Consider the following 23,817-nt stretch of genomic DNA (forward strand, 5'->3'; position numbering starts at 1 on the left):
CGCCCTGAGCCGCGCGCGCCCTGCCCCGGCATCCGGCTGCCGGCGGCGCGCGCGCTTCGCCGAGGCCCTTCCGGGATTTTCCGCCCATGGCGTGGGCGGTTAGCCATTAGCTACTCGCCAAGGCTATGCTTAGGTCCAATCTTCAGGAGTGGCCGATGAGCAAAGTCAGTGTGCTGGTGGTGGACGACGCCTCCTTCATTCGCGATCTGGTGAAAAAGGGGTTACGCGACCACTTTCCCGGCATCCAGCTGGAAGAAGCGGTGAACGGGCGCAAGGCCCAGCAATTGCTCGGCCGCGTGACCGTCGACCTGATCCTCTGCGACTGGGAAATGCCGGAGATGTCCGGTCTCGAACTGCTCACCTGGTGCCGCGAACAGGACACGCTCAAGACCACGCCGTTCATCATGGTCACCAGCCGCGGCGACAAGGAAAACGTGGTCCAGGCGATCCAGGCCGGCGTCAGCGACTACATCGGCAAGCCCTTCTCCAACGACCAGTTGATCAACAAGGTGAAGAAGGCCCTGAGCCGAGCCGGCAAGCTCGAGGCGCTGTCCGCCTCGGCGCCGGCCCGCACGCTGTCCGGCGGTATCCCCAACGATTCCCTCGCCGCCCTCACCGGCGGCAAGGCCGCGGTGATCAATACAGGCCCCGCGCAGTCGCCGCGCCCGGCGGCGGCCCCCGCGGCTCCCGCCGCCAGCAAACCCGCACCCGCCGCCGCGCCGGCAGGCCGGGGCCAGGGCCAGTTGCGCCTGCCCGGCGGCATGCTCAGTTGCGTGATCAAGGCCATCAGCCTGAAGGAAGCGGCCATCGTGGTGCGCCGCGGCGAGCTGATCCCGCAGGTGCTGGAAAGCGCGGTGCTCGACCTGGAACAGGGCGAAGGCGGCGAAGTCGCGCGCCTCAACGGCTACCTCCACTCGGTCGCCGCCTTCGAGCCGAAACCCGACAGCGACTGGCTTCAGCTGATTTTCCGCTTCGTCGACCGCGATCCGCAGAAAATGGACTACCTCTCGCGCCTGATCGCCCGCGGCACCGCGCAGAAGCATTTCGTCCCCGGCGCCTAGGGCGTCCTGCGCGACGGCCGGCGATTCGCCGAGCCGGGCCGGCACTGCTATCTTCGCCTCGCGACCCCTTCCACTGCGGAACCCCATGCCCGGACGCCTGTTCTTCCTCTGCTGCCTGCTGGCGCTCAGCGCGCCCGCCGCCGCGCTGACCGTCTACAAGTACACCGACGCCAACGGCGTGGTTACCTACAGCGACCAGGCCGCGCCCGGCGCGAAGGTGTTCGTGTTCCAGGACCGCATGGTCGAGCGCCTGGACAATCAGGTAAAGCTGGAGGCCCACAAGCACGCTGGCGGCGAGACCCTCAGCGTGCGCAACGACCTGTACGCGCCGGTAGAGGTCGAGCTTCGCCTGGAAAAGCTCGACAACGCGGTCGGCGCGTCGGACAAGCCGATCCACTGGGTACTGCCGCCACGCAGCTCGATCCGCCTGGCCACCCTCGCGCCGCGCGATCCCAGCCAGCCGCTGCGCTACACGCCCAAGCTGCGCTACGCCCTCGGCGATCCGCGCCTGCAGCCGCTGGCGGTGCGCTATCCGCTGCCCTGGCGCGGCGGGCCGTTCCGCAAGAGCCAGGGCGCCAACGGCGGCTACAGCCACAACACGCCGAAGGGCCGCTACGCCATCGATATCGCCATGCCCGAGGGCACGCCCATCGTCGCCGCCCGCGCCGGCATGGTGGTGAAGGTGGAAAACGACCAGAGCGGACGCGGCAAGAACCCTTCGGGCAACTTCGTGCGCATTCTTCACGACGACGGCACCATGGGCGTCTACCTGCACCTGATGCAGGGCTCGGTGAAGGTGCGCGAGGGCCAGCGCGTGCTGCCCGGCAGCGCGCTGGCGCTCTCCGGCAACACCGGCAACAGCACCGGTCCGCACCTGCACTTCGTGGTCCAGCGCAACGTCGGCCTGGCGCTGGAATCGATTCCCTTCGACTTCGCCCAGCCGGTGAACGCGCTGCCCAATTTCGCCGTGGGTGGCGAGTAGGCGGCGCTGCACTGAAAACTGGCGTAGCGCCTGCCGCTGGTGCGCCGGTGCGTTGCAGGCGCAGCGCACGTTCCCCGCACCGATTCCGCCGGATGCCGCCAACCCGTTGAACGCGCTGGGGTTTGCCGGCCTGGCGGGCGGGCTGCGACAAACTGGCACCGGACTTGCAAAAACCCAAGCGAACGGGATGAGTCAACGCGCCGGCGACGCTGGTACATCGTGCACTCATGACGCTTGGCACACAGGAGCAACACCAGAGGCGAACTAGGGTTCCGGTCCACGCGAGTGGATGGCAGGTCCGAGAGTTCTCCGGCCCCAAGGACACGGGGGCTACACGGCGGGATAAAAGCCCGGGAGACGCGTCGTCATCCCGTGCCCGATTCCCTGTGTAGGAGTTCCGCCATGAGCCTGTCGCTACCTCGCTTCGCGTTCCGCAAGACCCTTGCCGGCCTCTGCCTGGCCGCTGCAACCCTGCTACCGGTAGCCGCCCCCGCGGCCGAATCGCTGAAGATCGGCACCGTGGTCTGGGCCGGCTACGCGCCCTTCTACGTCGCCGACGCCCTCGATCTGTACAAGAAGCACAACCTCAAGGTGCAGCTGCAGTTCTTCAACGACCCCGCGATGATCCCTTCGGCGATGGCCGGCAGCGCGCTGGACGGCGGCATGCTCACCTATGATCAGGTGATCAACTCGGCTGCCAAGGGCCTGGCGCACAAGGTGGTGATGCCGATCGACTTCTCCAACGGTGGCGATGCCATCGTCGCCGAGAAGTCCATCACCTCGGTGGCCGACTTCAAGGGCAAGAAGGTCGGCTTCAACCCGCTTTCGCCGTCCGACTTCCTGCTCGCCTATGCGCTGAAGACCAACGGCCTGACCGACAAGGACATCCAGCCGGTCAACATGACGCCCGAAGGCATTCCCGGCGCCATGGCCTCCGGCAGCCTGCCGGTCGGCGTGACCTACGAGCCCAACGTGTCGCAGATCCTCGGCATGCCCGGCGACAAGTTCCACGTCGTCTACTCCTCCAAGGACGCGCCCGGCCTGATCACCGACGTGCTGGTGTTCGACGAGAAGATGATCGCCAAGAAACCCGCCGCGATCAGCGCGCTGATCCTCGGCTACCTCGACGGCCTCGCCTACATCCAGAGCCATCCGGACGAGGCGGCGAAGATCATCGGCAAGGTGCTCGGCGTCGACGCCGAAGAAGCCAAGGCGCAGATGAGCGGTGTGTACAACATCCCGCTCAACGAGATGGAAACCAACTTCACCAAGGCTGAGGCCACCACCTCGTTCTTCGGCAGCGGCGCGGTGATCGCCAAGCTGCTCAAGGATAACGGCCAGATCGCGGAGATCCCCGACTTCGCCAAGACCTACGACGCCCAGTTCGTCAAAGCGCTGACCGAGTAATCGTGTCCTCGCCGGTGGAGGGCACTGCCCTCCGCCGACGCTGCAACCGCGCCAGAGATCGCCACGGCGAGCCCGCGCTCAACCGCTGGAGTAACCCATGTCCACCCAGATCTACCGCTACGCCGACGGCCGCCTGGCCAACAGCCTGGCCATCGCCTACACCCTCGTCGGCTACGTCGGCGGCATCGGCCTGCTGCTCTCCGGTCACTGGGCGGCGATCGCTGCCGGCACCCTGCTGCTGGCCCATGCGATGATCGTCGCCGCCTACCTGATCCACGAGTTCGCCCACGGCACCATCTTCGCCAAGCCCCGGCACAACGAATGGGCCGGCGAGCTGTGCAGCTGGATCTGCGGCAGCTGCTACGCCGGCTTCCAGGACCTGCGCAAGAAGCACATGCGCCACCACGTCGACCGCGCCGACGTGATCACCTTCGACACCAAGGCCTTCCTCGCCCGCAGCCCGGCTTGGTTCCGCAAGCTGGTGCTGGCCGCGGAATGGGCCTACGTGCCGGCGGTCGAGCTGATCATGCATTACTACGTGATCCTCCTGCCGTTCATCACCGACAACGAGAAGCACCGCGCCAACCGCCGCAAGGTCGCGCTCACCCTGCTGATCCGCGGCGTGCTCTTCGGCCTGCTCGCCTATGCCTCGCCGCTGGCCGCGCTGCTGTACTTCGTCGCCTGGTCGATCATGCTCACCGTGCTGCGCTTCACCGATGCCTACCAGCACACCTACGACGCCTTCGCGGTGCTCGAGGACGGCGGCAAGATCCCCGACGACAAGACCCGCGACCGCACCTACGAGCAGATGAACACCTTCAGCAACGTGGTCTCGGTGCGCTGGCCGGTGCTCGACCTGCTGCTGCTCAACTTCGCCTACCACAACGCCCACCACGAAAAACCGGTGGCGCCCTGGTACCGCCTGCCGGCGCTGCACAAGCAGCTGTATGGCGACGACTACGCCCAGGTGCTGCCGATGCACCTGCTGTTCAAGAGTTTCCACCAGCACCGCCTGCGCCGCGTCATCGACGACAACTACGGCGTGGTCGAGCCGGAAGGCAAACACCGCGCCGACGGTTTCTACGGCGCGGTCGGCGTGTCCTTCCTGACGGCGGTGTGAGCATGATCGACTACCGCGGCAAACAGGTGCTGATCACCGGCGCGGCCAGCGGCATCGGGCGCGGCCTGGCGCGCGCCTTCGCCGAGCAGGGTGCCACCCTGGAACTGCTCGACCGCAACGCCGAGGCGCTGGAGCGTGTCGCCGGGGAACTGGCGATGCTGACCTCCAGCCGCATCGCCTGCGTCGACCTGGGCGACAGCGCGGCCATCGCCGACTACTCCGCCCGCCGCGGCGGGCGCCCGCTGGACGTGCTGATCAACAACGCCGGGGTCGAATACGCCACCCCGCTGGCGGACACCGGCGCCGCGGCGGACGCCCACTGGCAAGCGCTGCTGGACAACAACGTCGCCTCGATGCTGCGCCTGACCCGCGCCCTGCTGGGGGACCTGAAGGACGGCGCCAGCGTGATCAACCAGGCGTCTATCTGGGGCCTCAAGGGCGTGCCGGGGTTTTCCGCCTACGTCGCCAGCAAGCACGCGGTGATCGGCCTGACCCGCTCGCTGGCCTGGGAACTGGGCGGGCGCAGGATTCGCGTCAACGCCGTGTGCCCCGGCTGGATCGCCACCGAGGCGGCGATGCGTTCGCTGCGGGTGATGGCCGCCGAGGCCGGGCGCAGCGAGGAGCAGGAACTGGCCACGATCCTAGCCGCCCAGGCGGTGCCCGAACTGCTCACGCCGGCGGACCTGGCCGGCACCTTCCTGTTCCTCGGCAGCGCACTGGCGGCGCCGATCACCGGGCAGGCGCTGTCGGTCAGCCACGGCGAGGTCATGCACTGATGGCGCGGCCACTGGAACACCAGGTCGCGCTGGTCACCGGCGCCACCCAGGGCATCGGCCGCGCCATCGCTATGGCATTGGCCGACGCCGGCGCACGGGTGTGGATCAATCACCTCGACCAGCCGCAGGCCGCCGAGGCGCTGGCGGCGCAGATCGTCGCCGGCGGCGGCAGCGCCCAGGCGGTACAGGCCGACGTGGCCTCGGCGGAGCAGGTCGAGGCGATGTTCGTCGAGGTGCTCGGCGACGGGCCGCTGGACATCCTGGTGAACAACGCCGGGATCATTCTCGAGAAAGCCTTCCTCGACACCGACGAGGACGACTGGGCACGCCTGCTCGGCGTCGACCTCGGCGGCGTCTACCGCTGCTGCCGCCAGGCGCTGGCGCACATGCAGCCGCGCGGCACCGGGAGCATCGTCAACATCGCCTCGGAACTCGGCCAGCTCGGCCGCGCCCGGTACGTCGCCTACTGCACGGCCAAGGCCGGGGTGATCGGCCTGAGCAAGTCGCTGGCCCGCGAGTTCGCCCCGGCGATCCGCATCAACGCGGTGGCGCCGGGCCCGGTGGACACGCCGATGGTCTCGCTGGAGCACATGAGCGCCGAGATGATCGCCGCGGAAACCGCGATCCCCGCCGGCCGTCTCGGGCGTCCCGAGGAAATCGCCGCGGCGGTGCTATTCCTCGTCTCGCCGCAGGCGAGCTTCTTCCACGGTCAGACCCTCGGCGCCAACGGCGGCGCCTGGATGGGCTGAAGATGAGCCTGCCGCGAGCGGAACTGGCGCTGATGAGCGGCGCGATCCTGTGGGGCCTCGGCTGGATTCCGGTGCAGATGTTCGCCAGCCGCGGGCTGCTCGGCATGCCGCTGATCCTCGCCTGCTACGGCCTGCTCAGCCTCGTCAGCCTGCCGCTGATCCTGCGCCAGCGCCGCGCCTGGTGGGGCCAGCGCTTCAACCTGCTGGCGATCGGCGCGTGCGGCGGCTGGGCCACCGCCGGGCTGGTCAGCGCGCTGTCCGAAGGCGACGTGATGCGCGCCATGCTGCTGTTCTACCTGGCGCCGGTATGGGCGCTGCTGGGCGGCTGGCTGCTGCTCGGCGAACGCCTCGACGCCACGCGTATCGGCGCCGTGCTGCTGGCCATGCTCGGCATCGCCCTGACCCTTGGCGTCAGCCGCGAGAGCTTCCAGGCGCTGCACGGCAGCGATGCCCTGGCACTCTCCGCCGGCATGGCCTTCGCCCTCAACAACATCGCCACCCGCTCGGCCGAGCGCGTGCCGCTGACCAGCAAGGCGCTGGTTGCCTTTCTCGGCAGCGCCGCCTTCGGCGCGCTGTTCTGCCTGATCCAGGGCCGCGGCCTGCCGCCGATGTCGGTGCAAACCTGGGGCCTGGTGGCGCTGTTCGGTGCCTTCTGGCTGGTTTCCATGGCCGCTGCGCAGTACGGCTTCAGCCACGTCGAGGCCAGCCGCGGCGCGGTGCTGGCGCTGGTCGAACTGATCGCCGCGGTGCTCAGCTCGGCGGCCTTCGGCGAGCGCGAGATCGGCCTGCGCGAATGGCTCGGCGGCGCCCTGGTGCTGGCCGCCGCTTTCATCGCCGCGCGTCCGCCGCGGCCCACCCTTCCGTCTGTCTGCGAGGCAAACCGATGACAACCGTACGCATGGACCAGCTCAGCTGGGTCGAATACGCCCGTCGCGTGAGCGAGGAATCGCCCGTGGTGTTCCTGCCCTGTGGCGCCACCGAACAGCACGGCCCGCACCTGCCGCTGGGCACCGACGCGCTGCTCGCCAGCGCGCTCTGCGAGGACGTCGCCGCGCGCGTCGGCGGACTGGTCGCACCGGCGCTGTCCTACGGCTACAAGTCGCAGCCCAAGTGCGGCGGCGGCAACCATTTCTGCGGCACCACCAGCCTCGACGGGCAGACCCTGATCGCCCTGGTGCGCGACGCCGTGCGCGAGTTCGCCCGCCACGGCGTGACCCGCCTGGTGCTGGTCGACGGTCACTACGAGAACCAGTGGTTCGTCACCGAGGGCATCGAGCTGGCGCTGCGCGAGCTGGGCCCCACGGCGAAGCTGCAGGTGATGCGCCTGGAGCACTGGGATTTCTGCAGCGAGCAGACCCTGGCCGACGTGTTCCCCGAAGGCTTCCCCGGCTTCGCCCTGGAGCACGCGGCTGTGATCGAGACCTCGCTGATGCTGCACTACCTGCCGAACCTGGTGCACATCGACCTGATCCCCAACGATCCGCCCGCCGATTTCCCGCCCTACGACATGTACCCGAGCCGCACCGAGTGGGTGCCGCCGTCCGGCGTGCTGTCCTCGGCCAAGGGCTCCAGCGCCGAGAAGGGCGCGCGCATGGCCGGCGACATCTGCAACGGCATCGCCCAGGCGGTGCGCAAGGAGTTCGCGCTGTGAGCACGGCCCTGATCGTCATCGACATGCAGCGCGACTTCTGCGCCGCCGGTGGCTACGCCGACCGCGCCGGGCTGGACATCACGCGCCTGCGCGCGCCGATCCCGGCGATCCAGCGCCTGCTCGACGGTGCCCGTCGCCACGACCTGGCGATCTTCCACACCCGCGAGGGCCACCGTCCCGACCTCGCCGACCTGCCGGAAAGCAAGCGCCGGCGCGCCGAGTGCGCGGGTGCACCGATCGGCGGCCAGGGCCCCTTGGGGCGCCTGCTGGTGCGCGGCGAGTACGGCCACGACCTGATCGACGAGTTGCAGCCGCTGCCCGGCGAGCCGGTGATCGACAAGCCCGGCTACAGCGCCTTCGCCCACACCGACCTGGAGCTGATGCTGCGCAACCGCGGCGTCGACGAGCTGATCGTCACCGGCGTGACCACCGAGGTCTGCGTGTCCTCGACGCTGCGCAGCGCGGTGGATCTCGGGTTCGCCTGCACCCTGGTCGACGATGCCTGCGGTTCGGCGCACGCCACGCTGCACGCCGCCGTGGTGGCGATGATGGCGGTAGAAGGCGGGCTGTTCGGCCGCGTCCTCGACAGTCAGGATGTACTGGCCGAATGGGAGGAGCGCCGATGACCCAGGTAACCCGCCTGTGGCCGCTGCTCACCGCGACCTACCGCTACGACAAGTCGATCTCCACCTACCGCCGTGGCCAGGGCATCGCCATCGAGGCGCCTATCCTTGCCTACCTGATCGAGACGAAGCAGGGGCGCATTCTCTACGACGTCGGCTGCGACTACCGCAAGATCGCCGACCCGGCGCTGCGCGAGCGCTGGTACGGCGACTTCCCGCTGGGCGCGCCGCAGATGAGCGAGGAGCAGCGCCTGCCGGCGCATTTCGCCCGCCTCGGCCTGACCCCGGCGGACATCGACCTGGTGTTCCTCGGCCACCTGCACTTCGATCACGCCGGCGGTCTCTGCGAGGTCTGCGGCGCCGAGGTGCACGTGCACGCCGCCGAGCTGGAGGCCGCCCGCGGGCAGGCCGACGAGGCCTACTTCGCCGACGACTTCGCCGGCGACTACCGCTGGAAGGTGCAGACCGGCGAGTACGACTTGGTCCCCGGCGTGCGCGCGATCGACACGCCCGGGCACACCGCCGGGCACATGTCGCTGCTGATCGAGCTGCCCGAGGGCAAGCCGGTGATCCTCGCCGGCGACGCCGCCGACCTGACCGAGAACATCGAGGAGGAAATCGCTCCCGGCACGCTCTGGCAGGATCGCGAGGACATGGCCATCGACAGCATCCGCAAGCTCAAGGCGCTGGCGCGGGAGACCGGCGGCGAGCTGTGGCCGAACCACGACATGGCCTTCTTCAACGGCCTGCGCCAGTTCCCGGAGTTCCATTCATGAAACCTGTTCCCGACGCCTACCTCGGGGTCTGGCAGCGCACGCTGCTGACCACCACCAGCGGCGTCCACGACAGCAGCACCCAGGTCTACTGGCTGCAGACCGAGCGCCTGTTCGCCGACCTGCGGATTCCGCAGCCGGCACCGCAGAGCGAGGCCGAGCGCGTGCTGCAGGCCGGCTTCGCCGGCGTCACCGAGGTCAACGACGACCTCTGCCAGTGGCACCGGGCGATCGACTTCCAGCCGCCGAGCGGCCGCGAGGACATCGGCCGGATGCGTTTCGAGTCCAGCGAGCGCGTGCTCGAGGATGGCCTCGACGGCAGCTACCACGAAGTCTGGGAGCGCCTGCCGGAATCCCTCGGGCGCAACTGGGGCACCTGGCTGAGCTCCGGCGACGGCCGCCAGGGTTGCCTGCTGCTGGCCGGCGACTGCTTCCTCTTCGCCGCCGGCCGCGCCACCGCCCTGCCCGCCGCGCCCTCGCTCGCCGCGCTGCTGGCGGGTGGCGCGGAGGCCGGCACGCTGCTCGACTTCGAGCTGTCGTTCGGCCGCCATTGCCAGGGCACGCAGCCCTGGCGCATCGCGTTATCGACGCTGCCCGAGCGAGCCGGCCAGGCGCTCCTGCCGAGCCGCATCGACCCCGACCAACCCGCGCAACTGCTGGATGCCGAGACCCTCGGCCACCTCGGTGCCACGCCGCCGCAGGGCGGCTGGCAGGCCTGCGCGAGCCCGTCTTCACCCCGGAGAAACGAACCATGACCGCCCATCGCCCCCTGCCCGAAACACGTCCGGCGGCGTCGCCGAAAGCCGCCCGCTGGTGGGTCATCCGCGGAGACCTACCGCGCGGCGCGATCTGGGGCCTGGCGCTCGCCGGGCTGCTGGCGCCGCTGCTGGCGTGGTGGGCCGCGACCACCTTCGGCGTGTCCAACCCGATGTTCCTGCCCGGCCCGGACGCCGTGATCAAGCGCCTCGGCCACTGGCTGACCGACGAGGGCCTGTTCGCCGACATCGCCATCAGCGTCTGGCGGGTGATGGGCGGCTTCTGCTCCTCGGCGCTGCTGGCCCTGCCGCTGGGCCTTTACATCGGCACCTACCGCCCGGTGCAGGCGTTCCTCGAGCCGCTCACCGACTTCATCCGCTACATGCCGGCGGTGGCCTTCATCCCGCTGGTGATGCTCTGGGTCGGCATCGACGAGGGCTCGAAGATCCTCATCATCTTCATCGGCACCTTCTTCCAGATGGTGCTGATGGTCGCCGAGGACGTGCGCCGGGTGCCGATGGCGCAGATCGAGGCGGCGCAGACCATGGGCGCCAGCCGCTACGAGGTGATCAAGCTGGTGATCCTGCCGTCGGCGCGCCCGGCGCTGCTCGACACCCTGCGCATCACCTGCGGCTGGGCCTGGACCTACCTGGTGGTGGCCGAACTGGTGGCCGCCAACTCCGGCCTCGGCTACGCCATCCTCAAGGCACAGCGCTACATGCAGACGGACAAGATCTTCGCCGGCATCCTGCTGATCGGCGTCATCGGCCTGCTCACCGACCAGGCGTTCCGCTGGCTCGGTCGCCTGGCCTTCCCCTGGTTGAAGAGGTAAGCGCGATGAACGACGCGAAAATCCGCATAAGCCACGTCGACAAGGTGTTCGCCAGTCGCGGCAAATCGGTGCAGGCGCTGCAGGACATCAACCTGGAGATCCGCCCCAACGAATTCATCACCTTCGTCGGCGCCTCTGGCTGTGGCAAGTCGACCCTGCTGCGCAGCATCGGCGGCCTGGAGCAGCACAGCGCCGGCGACATCCTGGTCGACGGCCGCGCGGTGGACGGCCCCGGCATCGACCGCGCCATGGTGTTCCAGCACTACAGCCTCTACCCCTGGCTGACGGTGATGAAGAACATCAAGTTCTGCCGCCAGTTGAAGGTCGTCTCCGACACAGTCAACAGCGACGCCGACGTCGAGGTGGCCAGCGGCCGCGCCGATGCGCTGCTCAACCTGATGGGACTCTCGGCGTTCGCCGATGCCTACCCGAACCAGCTCTCCGGCGGCATGCAGCAGCGCGTGGCGATCGCTCGCGCGCTGATGCCCAAGCCGCAGATCCTGCTGATGGACGAGCCGTTCGGCGCGCTGGACGCGCAGACCCGCGAGGTGATGCACGACCTGATCCGCCACGTGCACCGGCTGGAGAAGAGCACCATCCTGTTCGTCACCCACGACGTCGAGGAAGCCATCTACCTGGGCGGGCGCATCGTGTTGATGGCGCCGCGGCCCGGGCGCATCGACAGCGTCTACGAGGTGCCGCTGCCCGCCGAACGCCACCAGGACATGAAGCTCTCCGCGGAATTTCTCGCCCTCAAGCGCGAAATCCTCAATCGCATCCGCGAAACCTCCGGGATGAGCACCGACCTCGAACTGCTCGAACAGCTGAGCCGCAGCGCGCCTGCCTGAGCGGCATGGGCGCGGGGTGGACGGCGGGCGCGTGGGTGGTGGGCTGAAGCCCACCCTACGGGATCAGGCCGACGGAACGTGGGCGGTGGACTGAAGCCCCTACGGGATCAGGTCCGGCTCAGCCGGCAACTCAGGGCGCAATGGTCGGAGACGCCGGTGCTCAGGGCGACGTCCTCGAGCCGGTAGCCCGGCGTGTGGAACAGTCCGTCGACCATGAACGGGATGTCCCCGGCGCGGTGCAGCGAGCCGTCGATGCTGGTGGTGTGGTGCGGCGGGATGCCGTCGATGAAATGCTCTGCGATCAGGTCGAAGGTGGCGCGGCCGCGCGGGGCGTTGAAGTCGCCCGCCAGCAACAGGTCGCCGGCCCGCCGCGCCTGGGCTTCGGCAAGGCCGATCAGCTTGCCGGCGCTTTCGCGCTGGTACGGCGTGGAAGTGCCGAACGGCGTGACGTTGAGGTGGGTGACGGCGATGCGGAAGCCGCCGACGCTGGCGCTGAGCATGACTTCGGCGATGCTCAGCGGGTCGGCGCCGCGCTTGCCGTCCGTGTTGAGGAAGGTCATCTCGCGGATGCTCCCGGCGCTGCCGGAGTAGTACTCGGCGCACACGTCCGTCAACGCCGTATCGCGGGCGATCAGCCCGACCCCGACCACGTTGTCCGGGCCTTCCCCCGGATAGCGCGCCATCGCCGCGAAGCCCATGCGGCTGCCCATCAGCACCTCGAAGAACGGAATGTCGCGCTCGCACAGCTCCTGCAGGCAGAGCACGTCCGGACGTTCGCGCCGGAGAAAGGCCTCGACACGCGGCAGGTGCATGGAACGTTCGATGTTGACGGAGACGAGCTTGAGCGACATGGGATCGGCGGGCAGTGGAATGAGGCGCGGGGTGCGCACGGCCGGCGACGGGACCGTGCAACGAGGATGCCGGAGTGTACCAGACGCCCGCGCCAGACCGCCCGCGTCCGCCGCCGGGCGCCACCGGGCGCGGCCTCAGGAGCGGTACAGCTTGAGGCTCTGCACACGCTCCCGGTAGGCCGCCATGCGCTCCTTCAGTTCGTCCTTGCGCTGCGCTGCCACGCAATGCAGCAGCACGTTGAGGGCGCTGGTCAGGCCGCCGGTGGACTCGAGGATCAGCCCGGTCTTGGTCTTCATGGTGATGATCCAGGGCGTGTCGATGTGCCGGGCGATGCCGTACTCGTCGGTGAAGACCACCAGGTCGGTGTCGTTCTTCAGGCAGGTGTTGGCGAAGGCGATGCCGGCGTCGGCGTAGGGCGCGATGTCGATGAGGATCACGCAGCAGCGCTTGTCGCGGCTGTCCAGCCAGTGGCCGAGCACGCCGCTGTAGAGGTCGAGGTATTCCACCCCGGAGCGCACCAGCGAAAGGCGGTTGGCGAAATCCTCGGCGAGCCCGCGGATGGTCTGGAAGCCGCAGACGAACACCCGCTCGGCTTCGCTGACGCGGGCGACGACGTCATGCCAGTGCTGGTTGCCGAGCTGGCTGGCGAAGGCGGTGAGCGCTTCGATTTCCTCGTTGAGGTGCGCCAGCAGGTCGTCCGGCTGGCGTTCGACACGCTCGAGCAGGGTGCTGTTGAGCAGCGACTGCACGCGCACCTCGTCGCGCAGTTCTTCCTTCAGGCTCTTCAGCCCCTTGTAGCCGAGGCGCCGCAGGAAGCGGCTGACGGTGTTCGGGCTGACGCCGCTCTTCTGCGCCAGGGTGGTGCCGTTCTCGAACGACAGGCTCTCCAGGTTGGCCTGGATGTACGCCCACAGCGAGCGCTCGGCCGGGGTCAGCTTGCCGCTCAGTTGTTCCATCTTGCTGTCCAGCATGCGCGAAGCTCCGCTAGCTCTGGAATTTTTATGTCAGATTATTGATGACTGGAAGAAATCTACTATATGCTCGACCCGCCCGGCAAAACATAACGACTAGAAACACGCGTTCTTCCTTTCGGCCCTTCGGCCATGCAATTCCTGCCCCAACCAAAGGCTCGCTCACGCGGGCGGATAATCAGAAACGGAGTACAGGAACATGCCCGCACCCTATCACCGCAATGCCCTGCGCCACCGCGCGCGGGGTGCCTTGGCCGCTTCGGCCCTGCTCGCCAGCGCCGCCGGCCAGGCCGCCGAGGAGCTGCACCTGTACAACTGGGGCGACTACATCAACCCGCAGGTGCTCAGCCGCTTCACCGAGCAGACCGGCATCAAGGTGTCCCTCGACACCTACGGCAGCAACGAGGAAATGCTCGCCAAGCTGCAGGCCGGCGCCAGCGGCTACGACATCGTCTTCCCCTCGGTGCACATGCAGGACAGCATGGCCGCCCTCGGCCTGCTGGAAAAGACCTCCATCGACCAGAGCCCGGCGTTCGCCAACATCGACCCGAGCTTCCTGCGCGCCAAGTCCGACCCCAAGGGCGAGTACTGCATGCCCTACGCCTGGGGCACCGTGGGGATCTTCTACAACAAGACCAAGGTCAGCAAACCGATCGAGTCCTGGGCCGACTTCTTCGCCGAAGCCAAGGCCGGGAAGAAGGTCATCATGCTCGACGACATGCGCGAGACCCTGGGGGTCGGCCTGATCGTCAACGGCAAATCGGTGGACAGCACCGACCTTGCGGACATCAAGCAGGCCGAATCCTGGCTGCTGGAGCGCAAGCCGCTGGTCTCCGCCTTCACCTACGAGAGCGTGCCCATGGTGCAGTCCGGCGACGTCGCCGCGGCGCACTACTTCGTCGGCGCGATGATGTACGTGAAGCAGGACCCCGAGCACTTGGCCTACGTGATTCCCAAGGAGGGCGCGACGCTCTACCAGGAAGACATGTGCGTCCTCAAAAGCGCGCCGAACAAGGCCAACGCCAAGCGCTTCATGGAGTTCTTCCTGCAACCGGAGATCGCCGCGCTGAACACCGAGCAGCAGATGAACGGCACGCCGAACAAGGAAGCGCTGAAGCTGCTGCCGGCCGAGTTGCGCGACAACCCGGAGGTCAATCCGGGGCCGGAGGTGATGGCCAAGCTGCAGATCTTCCACGACCTCGGCAAGGACCTGAAGAAGTACGACCGCGCCTGGACGCGCGTGCGCACGGCGAACTGACCCGCCGCCAGGCCCCGTCCGCGTTGGCGTCACCCGCCAGCCGGCTCACTCCCAGAGGGTTCGCGACCGCCGCTCGCGCCGGTCGCGACCTTGCGCTTTCCCGGAGTCGTTCATGTCACATGCCAACAAACCGGTGGTCGAAATCAGGGCCGCCGTGAAGCACTACCGCACCCCCGAAGGCCACGCCGTCCGCGCCCTGGACGGCGTCGACCTGAGCGTCGGCGCCAACGAATTCGTCACCCTGCTCGGCCCCTCGGGCTGCGGCAAGACCACCCTGCTGCGCACCATCAGCGGCTTCGAGAGCCTCGACAGCGGCGAACTGCTGATCCAGGGTGTCGCGATGAACCAGGTGCCGCCTAACCGGCGCCCGGTGCACACCGTGTTCCAGAGCTACGCGCTGTTCCCGCACCTGTCGATCGGCGACAACGTCGGCTACGCCCTCGACGTGCGGGGCGTGGCCAGGGCCGAACGCCGTCAGCGCGTCGGCGCGGCGCTGGAATTGGTCGGCATGGGCGGGCTGGAGAAGCGCAAGCCGGGGCAACTGTCCGGCGGCCAGCAGCAGCGCGTCGCCCTGGCCCGCGCCATCGTCGACCGCCCCGCCCTGCTGCTGCTCGACGAACCGCTCTCCGCCCTCGACCGCCAGCTGCGCCAGGCCATGCAGCGCGAGCTGAAGAACCTGCAGCACGAGCTGGGCATCGCCTTCGTCTTCGTCACCCATGACCAGGAAGAAGCGCTGACCATGTCCGACCGCATCGTCGTGCTCAACGGCGGCCACGTGCAGCAGGTCGGCGCGCCGCAGGACATCTACGACCGCCCGGCGAACGCCTTCGTCGCCGGCTTCATCGGCGAGAGCAACCTGCTGCGCGCACGGGTCGAATCCTGCGCGGACGGCGTCGCCACGCTGGTCGGCGAGCAGGGCGATCCGCTGCGCCTGCCGAGCGCCGGTCTGCAGGTCGGCCAGCCGCTGCACATCCTGCTGCGCCCCGAGCAATTCCACCTCGACTGCCCCGGCGACCCGGCCGCGCACGGCGCGCTGGACGGCGTGGTCGAGCAGACCGTGTTCATCGGCAAGGATTTCGAAGTGAGCCTGCGCAGCGCCACCGGCAGCCGCATCAAGGCGGTGGTGCGCGACGCCTCGCGCCAGGCCCTGCAACGCCTGCATCCGGGCGCCGGCCTGCGCCTGTGGTACGCGCTGGACGCCGCGCACCTGATCGCCGGGGAGGCCTGATGCTCACCGCCGAGAACCGCGCGCGCTGGCGCCTGGCCGGGCTGCTCAGCCCGGCGACCCTGATCATCGGCCTGTTCTTCGTCGTTCCGCTGGCGATCATGGCGCTCTACAGCCTGCTCGAGCCGGGCCTGTACGGCGGCGTGGAATGGACCTTCTACCCGGACAACTTCGGCCGCATCCTCGGCTGGGCCGACGGCAGCAACGAGGAATTCGACGTCGTCTACCTGCAGATCCTCCTGCGCTCGTTCAAGCTGGCCGCGATCACCGTGCTGCTGACCCTGCTGGTCTGCTACCCGGCGGCGTTCTGGGTCAGCCGCCAGCCGGAGCGGCTGCGCAACTTCTGCCTGTTCCTGATCACCCTGCCGTTCTTCACCAGCCTGATCGTGCGCCTCTACGCCTGGGTGCTGATCCTGCGCCCCACCGGCTTCCTCAACGCCAGCCTGCAGGGCCTGGGGCTGATCGACGCGCCGCTCGACCTGATCTACACCGAGGGCGCGGTGTTGCTGGGGATGACCTACATCTTCGTGCCGTTCATGTTCCTGCCGATCTACGCCAGCGTGGAGAAGCTCGACCGGCGCCTGCTGGAAGCCTCTGCCGACCTCGGCGCCGGGCGCTGGCAGAGCTTCTGGCGGGTGATCTTCCCGCTGACCCTGCCGGGCATCGCGGCCGGCTCGATCATCGTGTTCATTCCCAGCCTGGGCAATTTCATCGTGCCGTCGCTGCTCGGCGGCGCGCGCGTGCTGATGATCGGCAACCTGGTGGAGCAGCAGTTCCTCGCCGCGCGCAACTGGCCGTTCGGTGCCGCCCTGGCGATGCTGATCATGGCGGCGGTGCTGCTGTTCCTGCTGCTCTACGTGCGCTCGCAGGGGCGCGCCGCGCTGAAGGAGGCCGCCCGATGAACAGACTGCTCGGACTCATCGGCCGCCGCCTGCTGGGGGGCTACAGCCTGGCGTTCTTCGTCTTCCTCTACCTGCCGATCGGCCTGATCGTGGCCTACTCGTTCAACGGCAACCCGCTGAACATGATGATCTGGAGCGGCGCCAGCCTGGACTGGTACCGCTCGCTGTTCGGCCTGTCCAATTCGCTGAGCGAGAACACGCTTTACGTCGAATCCACCGGACAACTGCTGGCGGCGCTGCGCACCAGCCTCGCAGTGGCGCTGGTCACCACGCTGATCTCGACCCTGGTCGGCACGCTCACCGCGCTGGCCCTGGCGCGCTACCGCTTCCGCCTGCAGGGCTTCTACCGGGTGCTGCTGTTCCTGCCGATGCTGATGCCGGACATCGTTCTCGGCATCGCCCTGCTGATCTTCTTCGTCGGCGCCGGCGTACCGCTGGGCAAGGGCTCGATCATCATCGGCCACTGCACCTTCCTGATCAGCTACGTGTTCCTCATCGTCAGCGCGCGTCTGGCCGGCATGGACACGCGCCTGGAAGAGGCCTCGGCCGATCTCGGCGCCTCGGCCTGGATCACCTTCCGCCGCATCACCCTGCCGCAGATCCTCCCCGGCGTGCTCGGTGGCGCGTTGCTGGCGTTCATCATCTCGATGGACGACCTGGTGATCACCTACTTCATCTCGGGTGTCGATTCGACCACCCTGCCGGTGTTCATCTACGGAATGATCCGCCGCGGCATCAAGCCGGAAATCAACGCCATCGCCACCCTGCTGCTGCTCGCTTCGCTGCTGATCGCCTCCCTCGGGCTGTACCTGCGCAACCGCAAGCCCGCCACTTCCTCGGATGACCACGCCCATGGCTAAACCCCGCGCCCGCGAACTCGGCCTGGCCGTTCCCGGCACCACCGGCCCGCACAACGCGATCACCGACGTGCCCGGCGTGCTGGTCGGCTACCGCACCCTCGACTACCTCGCCGACAACGGCAAGCGGGTGAAGACCGGCGTCACCGCCATCCTTCCCCGCGGCTATGCCCGCGAACCGCAGCCGGTGTGGGCCGGCTTCCACGCGCTGAACGGCAACGGCGAGATGACCGGCACCCACTGGATCGAGCACGGCGGCTACTTCGTCGGCCCGCTGTGCATCACCAACTCCCACAGCGTCGGCATCGTCCACCACGCCGCGACCCGCTGGACCCTGCGCCAGTACGCCGAGGCCTGGGACGCCAACCACCTGTGGGCGATGCCGGTGGTGGCCGAGACCTACGATGGCGTGATCAACGACATCAACGGCCAGCACGTCAGCGAGGCCGACGCCCTCGCCGCGCTGGACGACGCGCAGGACGGGCCGATCGCCGAAGGCAACGTCGGCGGCGGCAACGGGATGATCTGCTACGGCTTCAAGGGCGGCACCGGCAGCGCCTCGCGCCTGATCGAGATCGACGGCCAGCGCTACACCCTGGGCGCCCTGGTGCAGGCCAACCACGGCCAGCGCGCCTGGCTCAAGGTGCTCGGCGTGCCGATCGGCGAACGCTGGGGCGAGGACGCGCCGGTCGGCCTGGAGCGCGAGCGCGGCTCGATCATCGTGGTGCTGGCCACCGATGCGCCGCTGCTGCCGCACCAGCTCAAGCGCCTGGCACAGCGCGCAGGGCTGGGCATCGCCCTGGGCGGTACGCCGGGGGGCAACAATTCGGGGGATATCTTCATCGCCTTCAGCGTGGCCAACCCGCGCCCGCTGCCGCAGCTGGCGCCGACCCGGCTGAAACTGGACTACCTCAACGACGAGTGCTTCGACGCGCTCTACCTGGCGGCCGTGCAGGCCACCGAGGAAGCCGTGCTCAACGCGATGCTGGCCGCCGAGGATGCGCCGATGCAGAAGCCCGAGGGCGTCTGCCGGGCGCTCGACGGCGAACGCCTGCGGCAGGTGCTGGGGGTTGACGTCAGTCCAGCTTGACGACCTTGGCGAGGACGATCTTCGGACCCTTCATCTTCTTCACGATGATCCGCAGATGGTCGGTTTCCAGCACGTCCTCTTCTTCCGGCACCCGTTTCAGGGTGTCGTAGATCAGCCCGGCGAGGGTTTCCGCCTCGACGTGGTCGAGGTCCACGCCGAGCAAGCGCTCGACCTTGAACAGCGGCGTGTCGCCCCGCACCAGCAGCTTGCCCGGCTGGTAGGCGAGGATGCCGCGCTCGGCCTTGCGGTGTTCGTCCTGGATATCGCCCACCAGCACTTCGAGCACGTCCTCCATGGTCAGGAAGCCGACCACCTTGTGGTCCGCCTCCTCGACCAGGGCGAAATGCGAGCCGCCCTGGCGGAACTGCTCGAGCAGCGCGGAAAGCGGCATGTGCCGGGAAATCCGGTCGATCGGGTGGATCAGGTCGTCGAGCTTGAGCGCCGAGGGCAGCATTTCCAGCAGCGACAGCTCCAGCAGCAGGTCCTTGATGTGGAGCACGCCGACGAAGGTCTCGGCGGCCTCGTCATACACCGGGTAGCGGCTGTACTTGTGCCGGCGGAACACCTCGAAGACTTCCTCCAACGGCGCGTGGCGCTCCAGGTAGACCAGGTCTTCGCGGGAGTTGGCCCAGTCCACCACCTCCAGCTCGCCCAGCTCCACCGCCGAGGCCAGCACCCGCATGTCCTGGTCGCTGGGGTCGTGGGCGCGGCTGGAGTGCAGGATCAGCTTGAGTTCGTCGCGGCTGTAGGCGTGCTCGTGATGCGGCCCCGGCTCGCCCTGCCCGGCGATGCGCAGGATGCCGTTGGCGCTGGCGTTGAGCAGGTAGATGGCCGGGTACATCAGCCAGTAGAACAGGTACAGCGGCACCGCCGTCCACAGCGACAGCAGCTCGGGCTGGCGGATCGCCCATGATTTGGGTGCCAGCTCGCCGACCACGATGTGCAGGTAGGAAATGATGAAGAACGCGCTGAAGAAGGCGATGCCGTGGACCAGCGCCGGCGAGTCGATATCGAAGTACTGCAGCAGCGGCGTCAACAGGTGGGCGAAGGCCGGCTCGCCGACCCAGCCGAGGCCGAGGGAGGCCAGGGTGATGCCCAGCTGGCAGGCCGACAGGTAGGCGTCCAGCTGGTTGTGCACGGTGCGCAGGATCTGCCCGCGCCAGCCGCTCGTCTTGGCGATGGCTTCGACCCGGGTGGCGCGCAGCTTGACCATGGCGAACTCGGCGGCGACGAAGAAGCCGTTGAGCAGCACGAGGAACAGGGCGAACAGCACGAGGCCGAAGTCGGCGAAATAGGTGTAGAGGGAGCTAGGGGAAGGGTCCATGGGGGGTTCGTAGGGCTGATGATGGGCTCAAGGTTGAGGGTTGGATTCGGGCTTTGCAACAGTTTCGGCGGCGAGTGGCCGAGCGGCCGCCCCGGCGCCACGGGCCTCGCCGCCAACGGCGCGCGCGGACGCGGCTCAGTCGTCCGCGGCGGACAACGCCTCGGCGGAAAGCGGAGCGACCTGAGCCGGCGCGAAGTGGCAGGTGAAGACGCTGCCCTTGCCCGGCACGCTGGCGATTTCCAGCTTGCCGCGATGGCGCAGCAGCACGTGCTTGACGATGGCCAGGCCGAGGCCGGTGCCGCCGGTGCTCAGCGCGCGGCTGGAGTCGACGCGGTAGAAGCGCTCGGTGAGCCGCGGCAGGTGCTTGGCCTCGATGCCGACGCCGCTGTCGGCCACCTCCAGGTGTGCGCCCTGGGCGTCGCTCCACCAGCGGATGCGCACGTCGCCGCCGGCCGGGGTGTATTTCACCGCGTTGAACACCAGATTGGAGAAGGCGCTGCGCAGCTCGGCCTCGCTGCCCTTGAGGCGCAGGCCCACTTCCATGTCCAGCTGCACGCGGTGGCCACGCTCGCCGGACAGCGCCAGGGCATCGGCACGGATCGACTGCAGCATCGGCTCCACCACCACCGGCTGGTTGTCCGAGGGGTAATCGGTGGCCTCCAGGCGCGCCAGCAGCAGCAGGTCGTTGAGCAGGTTCTGCATGCGCCCGGCCTGCTCCTGCATCTGCTGCATGGCGCGGCGCCAGCGCGGGCTGGTGCCGGGGTCGTTGTCGAGCAGGGTTTCCAGGTAGCCGGCAATCACCGTCAGCGGCGTGCGCAACTCGTGGGAGACGTTGGCGACGAAGTCCTTGCGCATCTGCTCCAGCTGATGGACGCGGGTCACGTCGCGCACCAGCATCAGGCGTTCGCCGTTGCCGTAGCGGGTGATGAGGAACTGCAGGCGCAGCTCCTCGTTGATCGGCGAGGGAATCTCCAGCGGATCGGCATGCTGCTCCTGCACGAAATATTCCTTGAAGCGCGGATGACGCACCAGGTTGCCCACCGGCTGACCTTCGTCCTGACGACCCTTGAGCCCGAGCAGTGTCTCCGCCGCGGGGTTCCACCATTCAAGGTTGCCACCGCTGTCGAGCATGATCACCGCGTCGCGCAGCGCACCGGTGGATTCCTGGGCGCGGTCGATCACCGCCTGCAGGCGCTCGCGGGCCTGACGGTTGCGCCGTTGCAGGTGGTAGATGCGGTCGAACAGCTCTTCCCACAGCCCTCGCGCCTCCGGCACCTCGGCCTGCGCGTCGGCGCTTTCCAGCCAGCGCCGCAGACGCAGCAGGTCGCGCAGCAGCCAGCCGAGATAGAGCGCCAGGCAGAGGGCGAAACTCCAGCCGTAGGCATCGCTGATGAAGCCGAGCAACAGCCCGCCGCCGATCAGCGCGAGCAGGTGGCGGAGCAGAATGCGGCGCCAATCGGTGTTCAAGGCGGGTCAGGTCCTGTGCGGGAGGAAACGGCGATCGGTCATGCGCAGTCTACCGGTTCGCAACGGCCGGCTGGTCGCGCCCGCCGTCAGCTCTTGGTGGAGAAGCGGTAGCCGGTGCCGCGTACCGTCTGCACCAGGTTCTCGTGCACCTCGCCAAGCGCCTTGCGCAGGCGGCGGATGTGTACGTCCACGGTGCGCTCCTCGACGTACACGTTGCCGCCCCAGACCTGGTCGAGCAACTGGCCGCGGCTGTAGGCGCGCTCCTGGTGGGTCATGAAGAACTGCAGCAGGCGGTACTCGGTGGGGCCCATCTCGGCCGGCTTGCCATCGATGGTGACGCGGTGGCTGACCGGATCGAGCAGCAGGCTGCCGACCTCGATCGGCGCCTCGTTGTCCACCGGGCCGGCGCGGCGCAGCACGGCCTTGAGCCGGGCGACCAGCTCGCGCGGCGAGAACGGCTTGGTGATGTAGTCGTCGGCGCCGACTTCCAGGCCCTGGATCTTGTTATCCTCTTCGCCCTTCGCGGTGAGCATGATGATCGGCACTTCGGCGGTCATCTCGTCGCGCTTGAGGCGCCGCGCCAGCTCGATGCCGGTGGTGCCGGGCAGCATCCAGTCGAGCAGGATCAGGTCCGGCTGCCGGTCGACGATCAGCGCATGCGCCTGCTGGGTGTTTTCCGCCTCGAGGCATTCGTAGCCGGCCATCTCCAGCGCCACCGCGATCATCTCGCGGATCGGCGCCTCGTCGTCCACGATGAGGATTGTTCTACCTGCCATGTCCATTCCTGCCCAAACCATCTATGCGTCGCATTAGATAACGGAAATGTTGCAACGATGTGACAGGCGCGCGTCCGCCTAGAAGGCGTAATCCAGCACGATGCCGAGGAAGATCGCCAGCCCGGCCCAGTGGTTGTGCAGGAAGGCCTTGAAGCACACCAGCGGCTCGCGCCGGCGGGTGGCCCAGAACTCCCAGGCGAAACACGCCGCGGCCACGCCCAGGCCGAGATGGAACCAGCCGCCCAGCTCGAAGCGCCCGCCAGCCAGCAGCAGGCACAGCAGCGCCAGCAGTTGCAGCGTGAGGATGATCGCGCGGTCGGCGTCGCCGAACAGGATGGCGGTGGATTTCACCCCGATCTTCAGGTCGTCCTCGCGGTCGGCCATGGCGTAGTAGGTGTCGTAGGCCACCGTCCACAAGAGGTTGGCGATGTACAGCAACCAGGCCGCCGCCGGCAGGCTGCCGGTTTCGGCGGTGAACGCCATCGGCATGCCCCAGGAGAACGCCGCGCCGAGCACCACCTGCGGGTAGAAGGTGTAGCGCTTCATGAACGGGTAGCTGGCCGCCAGCACCACGCCGCCGACCGAAAGCCAGAGGGTAGTGACGTTGGTGAACAGCACCAGCACGAAGCTCGCCGCCAGCAGCACGGCGAACAGCACCAGTGCCTCCTTCGGAAGAATCGCCCCGCTGGCCAGGGGACGCGCGCGGGTGCGGGCGACGTGGCCGTCGAAATCGCGGTCGGCGTAGTCGTTGATCACGCAGCCGGCGGCGCGCATCAGCAGCACGCCCGCCACGAAGATGAACAGGTTCTTCGCGCTCGGCACGCCCTTGGCCGCCACCCACAACGCCCACAGCGTCGGCCACAGCAGCAGGTAGATGCCGATCGGCTTGTCCAGGCGCATCAGCTGGATGAAGTCCCAGGTGCGCGGGTGCAGGCGGTTCAGTGAGTGCAGCAGGCGGGTGTACATCGAGGGCGGCTCCGATCCGGTCGCGCGGAGTATACCGGCTCGCCGCCGGCGTCGAAGCGCGGAGCGCGGATCACGCCCCGGCGGCGTGCCACAGCGCCGGCAGGAACACCTCGGCGACCAGCACGCCCAGCGCGCCACGGCGGAAGCACGAGCGCCGCGCCCAGAGCCCGACCGCGGCCTGGTCGCCCGGCAACCATTCGGCCGGATAGACGCAGGCCTGCAACTCGCCCCGCGCGAAGGCCTGGTCGCTGAACAGCAGTTCGCCCAGCGAGCGGCTCCCCAGCGCCTCCAGCGCCAGCCCGGAGCCCTCCAGCGCCGCGCGTGCGGCGACGCTGCGGGCGAATACCCAGGGCTGGCCGTGGCCGCGCAGCAGCACTTCGCGCACCCAGCCCTGGCTGCCCGCGGCGACACCGAGCGCCGCGCATTCCTCGTCGCGCAGCGGCTGCCAGCCTTCGGCGAGCGGCGTGACGTCGAACGCGCCGCTCGCCAGGGCGGTGAGGCGCCGGGTCAGCGAACCCTGGTCGAACAACTAGTCGCGCACGGCGGCATCG

At 68.5% G+C, this 23,817-nt stretch carries 24 protein-coding genes, 1 pseudogene and 1 riboswitch; of the genes and pseudogenes, 18 read left to right on the forward strand and 7 right to left on the reverse strand.

Annotation, left to right across the window (positions count from 1 at the left end; genetic code table 11):
* The first annotated feature begins 155 nt into the window (after window positions 1-155).
* The 13 genes from QMX85_RS20375 to QMX85_RS20435 all read left to right on the forward strand — a co-directional run bounded on the left by QMX85_RS20375 (window position 156) and on the right by QMX85_RS20435 (window position 11,578).
* The gene (locus tag QMX85_RS20375) at window positions 156-1,061 is read left to right on the forward strand and encodes a response regulator (protein WP_282343971.1); all 906 of its coding nucleotides are present in this window, start codon (window positions 156-158) and stop codon (window positions 1,059-1,061) included.
* A gap of 85 nt (window positions 1,062-1,146) precedes the next feature.
* Window positions 1,147-2,043: a M23 family metallopeptidase gene (locus QMX85_RS20380; protein WP_282343973.1), complete on the forward strand. Its 897-nt coding sequence runs from the start codon at window positions 1,147-1,149 to the stop codon at window positions 2,041-2,043.
* 253 nt (window positions 2,044-2,296) lie between these two features.
* Window positions 2,297-2,402, forward strand: a riboswitch (guanidine-I (ykkC/yxkD leader).
* A gap of 43 nt (window positions 2,403-2,445) precedes the next feature.
* Window positions 2,446-3,450 carry an ABC transporter substrate-binding protein gene (locus tag QMX85_RS20385; RefSeq protein WP_282343975.1) on the forward strand — a complete coding sequence of 335 codons (1,005 nt, stop codon included), beginning with the start codon at window positions 2,446-2,448 and terminating at the stop codon, window positions 3,448-3,450.
* A 97-nt stretch (window positions 3,451-3,547) separates the two neighbouring features.
* Entirely contained in the window at window positions 3,548-4,570 is a 1,023-nt protein-coding gene (locus tag QMX85_RS20390) for a fatty acid desaturase (RefSeq protein ID WP_282343977.1), read from the forward strand.
* A gap of 2 nt (window positions 4,571-4,572) precedes the next feature.
* Window positions 4,573-5,346: an SDR family oxidoreductase gene (locus QMX85_RS20395; protein WP_282343978.1), complete on the forward strand. Its 774-nt coding sequence runs from the start codon at window positions 4,573-4,575 to the stop codon at window positions 5,344-5,346.
* Window positions 5,346-6,095 (forward strand): 3-oxoacyl-ACP reductase family protein, encoded by a 750-nt coding sequence (locus tag QMX85_RS20400; protein WP_282343979.1) that lies wholly within the window; start codon window positions 5,346-5,348, stop codon window positions 6,093-6,095. Before QMX85_RS20395 ends, QMX85_RS20400 begins: the two co-directional genes overlap by 1 nt.
* Window positions 6,096-6,097: 2 nt before the next feature.
* Window positions 6,098-6,982, forward strand: a complete 885-nt coding sequence (locus QMX85_RS20405; RefSeq protein WP_282343981.1) for a DMT family transporter — start codon at window positions 6,098-6,100, stop codon at window positions 6,980-6,982.
* Window positions 6,979-7,746 carry a creatininase gene (locus tag QMX85_RS20410; protein WP_282343983.1) on the forward strand — a complete coding sequence of 256 codons (768 nt, stop codon included), beginning with the start codon at window positions 6,979-6,981 and terminating at the stop codon, window positions 7,744-7,746. The genes QMX85_RS20405 and QMX85_RS20410 overlap by 4 nt, the downstream gene beginning before the upstream one ends.
* Window positions 7,743-8,372, forward strand: a complete 630-nt coding sequence (locus tag QMX85_RS20415) for an isochorismatase family cysteine hydrolase (protein ID WP_282343985.1) — start codon at window positions 7,743-7,745, stop codon at window positions 8,370-8,372. Before QMX85_RS20410 ends, QMX85_RS20415 begins: the two co-directional genes overlap by 4 nt.
* Window positions 8,369-9,145, forward strand: coding sequence for an N-acyl homoserine lactonase family protein (locus tag QMX85_RS20420; protein WP_090224399.1), 777 nt, complete (start codon window positions 8,369-8,371; stop codon window positions 9,143-9,145). The genes QMX85_RS20415 and QMX85_RS20420 overlap by 4 nt, the downstream gene beginning before the upstream one ends.
* Window positions 9,142-9,897: a hypothetical protein gene (locus QMX85_RS20425; protein WP_282343988.1), complete on the forward strand. Its 756-nt coding sequence runs from the start codon at window positions 9,142-9,144 to the stop codon at window positions 9,895-9,897. Before QMX85_RS20420 ends, QMX85_RS20425 begins: the two co-directional genes overlap by 4 nt.
* Window positions 9,894-10,730: an ABC transporter permease gene (locus tag QMX85_RS20430; RefSeq protein WP_282343990.1), complete on the forward strand. Its 837-nt coding sequence runs from the start codon at window positions 9,894-9,896 to the stop codon at window positions 10,728-10,730. The genes QMX85_RS20425 and QMX85_RS20430 overlap by 4 nt, the downstream gene beginning before the upstream one ends.
* 5 nt (window positions 10,731-10,735) lie before the next feature.
* Complete coding sequence (locus QMX85_RS20435) at window positions 10,736-11,578, forward strand: ABC transporter ATP-binding protein (RefSeq protein WP_282343992.1); 843 nt, start codon at window positions 10,736-10,738, stop codon at window positions 11,576-11,578.
* Window positions 11,579-11,685: 107 nt separating this feature from the next.
* On the opposite strand, the gene QMX85_RS20440 is transcribed toward QMX85_RS20435, so the two are convergent.
* Window positions 11,686-12,429, reverse strand: a complete 744-nt coding sequence (locus QMX85_RS20440; RefSeq protein ID WP_282343993.1) for an endonuclease/exonuclease/phosphatase family protein — start codon at window positions 12,427-12,429, stop codon at window positions 11,686-11,688.
* A gap of 135 nt (window positions 12,430-12,564) precedes the next feature.
* Window positions 12,565-13,401, reverse strand: a complete 837-nt coding sequence (locus QMX85_RS20445; RefSeq protein ID WP_282343994.1) for a MurR/RpiR family transcriptional regulator — start codon at window positions 13,399-13,401, stop codon at window positions 12,565-12,567.
* A 199-nt stretch (window positions 13,402-13,600) separates the two neighbouring features.
* Here QMX85_RS20445 and QMX85_RS20450 point away from each other — a divergent pair, with 199 nt between their 5' ends.
* From QMX85_RS20450 to QMX85_RS20470, 5 genes are all read left to right on the forward strand, one after another.
* On the forward strand, window positions 13,601-14,659 hold the full coding sequence (locus QMX85_RS20450) for a spermidine/putrescine ABC transporter substrate-binding protein (RefSeq protein WP_282343996.1): 1,059 nt from the start codon (window positions 13,601-13,603) through the stop codon (window positions 14,657-14,659).
* 112 nt (window positions 14,660-14,771) lie between these two features.
* The gene (locus tag QMX85_RS20455; protein ID WP_282343998.1) at window positions 14,772-15,887 is read left to right on the forward strand and encodes an ABC transporter ATP-binding protein; all 1,116 of its coding nucleotides are present in this window, start codon (window positions 14,772-14,774) and stop codon (window positions 15,885-15,887) included.
* The gene (locus QMX85_RS20460; protein WP_282344000.1) at window positions 15,887-16,786 is read left to right on the forward strand and encodes an ABC transporter permease; all 900 of its coding nucleotides are present in this window, start codon (window positions 15,887-15,889) and stop codon (window positions 16,784-16,786) included. The genes QMX85_RS20455 and QMX85_RS20460 overlap by 1 nt, the downstream gene beginning before the upstream one ends.
* The gene (locus QMX85_RS20465; RefSeq protein ID WP_282344002.1) at window positions 16,783-17,646 is read left to right on the forward strand and encodes an ABC transporter permease; all 864 of its coding nucleotides are present in this window, start codon (window positions 16,783-16,785) and stop codon (window positions 17,644-17,646) included. The genes QMX85_RS20460 and QMX85_RS20465 overlap by 4 nt, the downstream gene beginning before the upstream one ends.
* The gene (locus QMX85_RS20470; RefSeq protein ID WP_282344004.1) at window positions 17,639-18,733 is read left to right on the forward strand and encodes a P1 family peptidase; all 1,095 of its coding nucleotides are present in this window, start codon (window positions 17,639-17,641) and stop codon (window positions 18,731-18,733) included. The genes QMX85_RS20465 and QMX85_RS20470 overlap by 8 nt, the downstream gene beginning before the upstream one ends.
* Here the strand turns inward: QMX85_RS20470 and QMX85_RS20475 are convergent.
* The 5 genes and pseudogenes from QMX85_RS20475 to QMX85_RS20495 form a co-directional block, all read right to left on the reverse strand.
* Window positions 18,720-20,057, reverse strand: coding sequence for a hemolysin family protein (locus QMX85_RS20475; protein ID WP_090224417.1), 1,338 nt, complete (start codon window positions 20,055-20,057; stop codon window positions 18,720-18,722). The genes QMX85_RS20470 and QMX85_RS20475 overlap by 14 nt on opposite strands.
* A gap of 135 nt (window positions 20,058-20,192) precedes the next feature.
* Window positions 20,193-21,524 carry a phosphate regulon sensor histidine kinase PhoR gene (gene phoR / locus QMX85_RS20480; RefSeq protein ID WP_282344010.1) on the reverse strand — a complete coding sequence of 444 codons (1,332 nt, stop codon included), beginning with the start codon at window positions 21,522-21,524 and terminating at the stop codon, window positions 20,193-20,195.
* 86 nt (window positions 21,525-21,610) lie between these two features.
* The gene (gene phoB / locus QMX85_RS20485; protein ID WP_090224421.1) at window positions 21,611-22,300 is read right to left on the reverse strand and encodes a phosphate regulon transcriptional regulator PhoB; all 690 of its coding nucleotides are present in this window, start codon (window positions 22,298-22,300) and stop codon (window positions 21,611-21,613) included.
* A 78-nt stretch (window positions 22,301-22,378) separates the two neighbouring features.
* Window positions 22,379-23,266 (reverse strand): 4-hydroxybenzoate octaprenyltransferase, encoded by an 888-nt coding sequence (gene ubiA, locus QMX85_RS20490; RefSeq protein WP_282344013.1) that lies wholly within the window; start codon window positions 23,264-23,266, stop codon window positions 22,379-22,381.
* A gap of 70 nt (window positions 23,267-23,336) precedes the next feature.
* Window positions 23,337-23,817, reverse strand: a pseudogene (locus QMX85_RS20495) (chorismate lyase); the annotation flags it as partial.

It is taken from the genome of Pseudomonas sp. PS02288 (genome assembly GCF_029959715.1).
GTDB lineage: Bacteria > Pseudomonadota > Gammaproteobacteria > Pseudomonadales > Pseudomonadaceae > Pseudomonas_O > Pseudomonas_O kuykendallii.

Bases quoted from the DNA above. Each gene is read 5' to 3' on its own strand.
- QMX85_RS20420 (WP_090224399.1), top strand. From the start codon at position 8,369: ATGACCCAGGTAACCCGCCTGTGGCCGCTGCTCACCGCGACCTACCGC.
- QMX85_RS20405 (WP_282343981.1), top strand. From the start codon at position 6,098: ATGAGCCTGCCGCGAGCGGAACTGGCGCTGATGAGCGGCGCGATCCTG.
- QMX85_RS20450 (WP_282343996.1), top strand. From the start codon at position 13,601: ATGCCCGCACCCTATCACCGCAATGCCCTGCGCCACCGCGCGCGGGGT.
- QMX85_RS20430 (WP_282343990.1), top strand. From the start codon at position 9,894: ATGACCGCCCATCGCCCCCTGCCCGAAACACGTCCGGCGGCGTCGCCG.
- QMX85_RS20400 (WP_282343979.1), top strand. From the start codon at position 5,346: ATGGCGCGGCCACTGGAACACCAGGTCGCGCTGGTCACCGGCGCCACC.
- QMX85_RS20445 (WP_282343994.1), bottom strand. From the start codon at position 13,401: ATGCTGGACAGCAAGATGGAACAACTGAGCGGCAAGCTGACCCCGGCC.
- QMX85_RS20470 (WP_282344004.1), top strand. From the start codon at position 17,639: ATGGCTAAACCCCGCGCCCGCGAACTCGGCCTGGCCGTTCCCGGCACC.
- QMX85_RS20435 (WP_282343992.1), top strand. From the start codon at position 10,736: ATGAACGACGCGAAAATCCGCATAAGCCACGTCGACAAGGTGTTCGCC.
- QMX85_RS20425 (WP_282343988.1), top strand. From the start codon at position 9,142: ATGAAACCTGTTCCCGACGCCTACCTCGGGGTCTGGCAGCGCACGCTG.
- phoB (WP_090224421.1), bottom strand. From the start codon at position 22,300: ATGGCAGGTAGAACAATCCTCATCGTGGACGACGAGGCGCCGATCCGC.
- QMX85_RS20455 (WP_282343998.1), top strand. From the start codon at position 14,772: ATGTCACATGCCAACAAACCGGTGGTCGAAATCAGGGCCGCCGTGAAG.
- ubiA (WP_282344013.1), bottom strand. From the start codon at position 23,266: ATGTACACCCGCCTGCTGCACTCACTGAACCGCCTGCACCCGCGCACC.
- QMX85_RS20395 (WP_282343978.1), top strand. From the start codon at position 4,573: ATGATCGACTACCGCGGCAAACAGGTGCTGATCACCGGCGCGGCCAGC.
- QMX85_RS20385 (WP_282343975.1), top strand. From the start codon at position 2,446: ATGAGCCTGTCGCTACCTCGCTTCGCGTTCCGCAAGACCCTTGCCGGC.
- QMX85_RS20460 (WP_282344000.1), top strand. From the start codon at position 15,887: ATGCTCACCGCCGAGAACCGCGCGCGCTGGCGCCTGGCCGGGCTGCTC.
- QMX85_RS20380 (WP_282343973.1), top strand. From the start codon at position 1,147: ATGCCCGGACGCCTGTTCTTCCTCTGCTGCCTGCTGGCGCTCAGCGCG.
- QMX85_RS20410 (WP_282343983.1), top strand. From the start codon at position 6,979: ATGACAACCGTACGCATGGACCAGCTCAGCTGGGTCGAATACGCCCGT.
- QMX85_RS20375 (WP_282343971.1), top strand. From the start codon at position 156: ATGAGCAAAGTCAGTGTGCTGGTGGTGGACGACGCCTCCTTCATTCGC.
- QMX85_RS20390 (WP_282343977.1), top strand. From the start codon at position 3,548: ATGTCCACCCAGATCTACCGCTACGCCGACGGCCGCCTGGCCAACAGC.
- QMX85_RS20440 (WP_282343993.1), bottom strand. From the start codon at position 12,429: ATGTCGCTCAAGCTCGTCTCCGTCAACATCGAACGTTCCATGCACCTG.
- QMX85_RS20475 (WP_090224417.1), bottom strand. From the start codon at position 20,057: ATGGACCCTTCCCCTAGCTCCCTCTACACCTATTTCGCCGACTTCGGC.
- QMX85_RS20465 (WP_282344002.1), top strand. From the start codon at position 16,783: ATGAACAGACTGCTCGGACTCATCGGCCGCCGCCTGCTGGGGGGCTAC.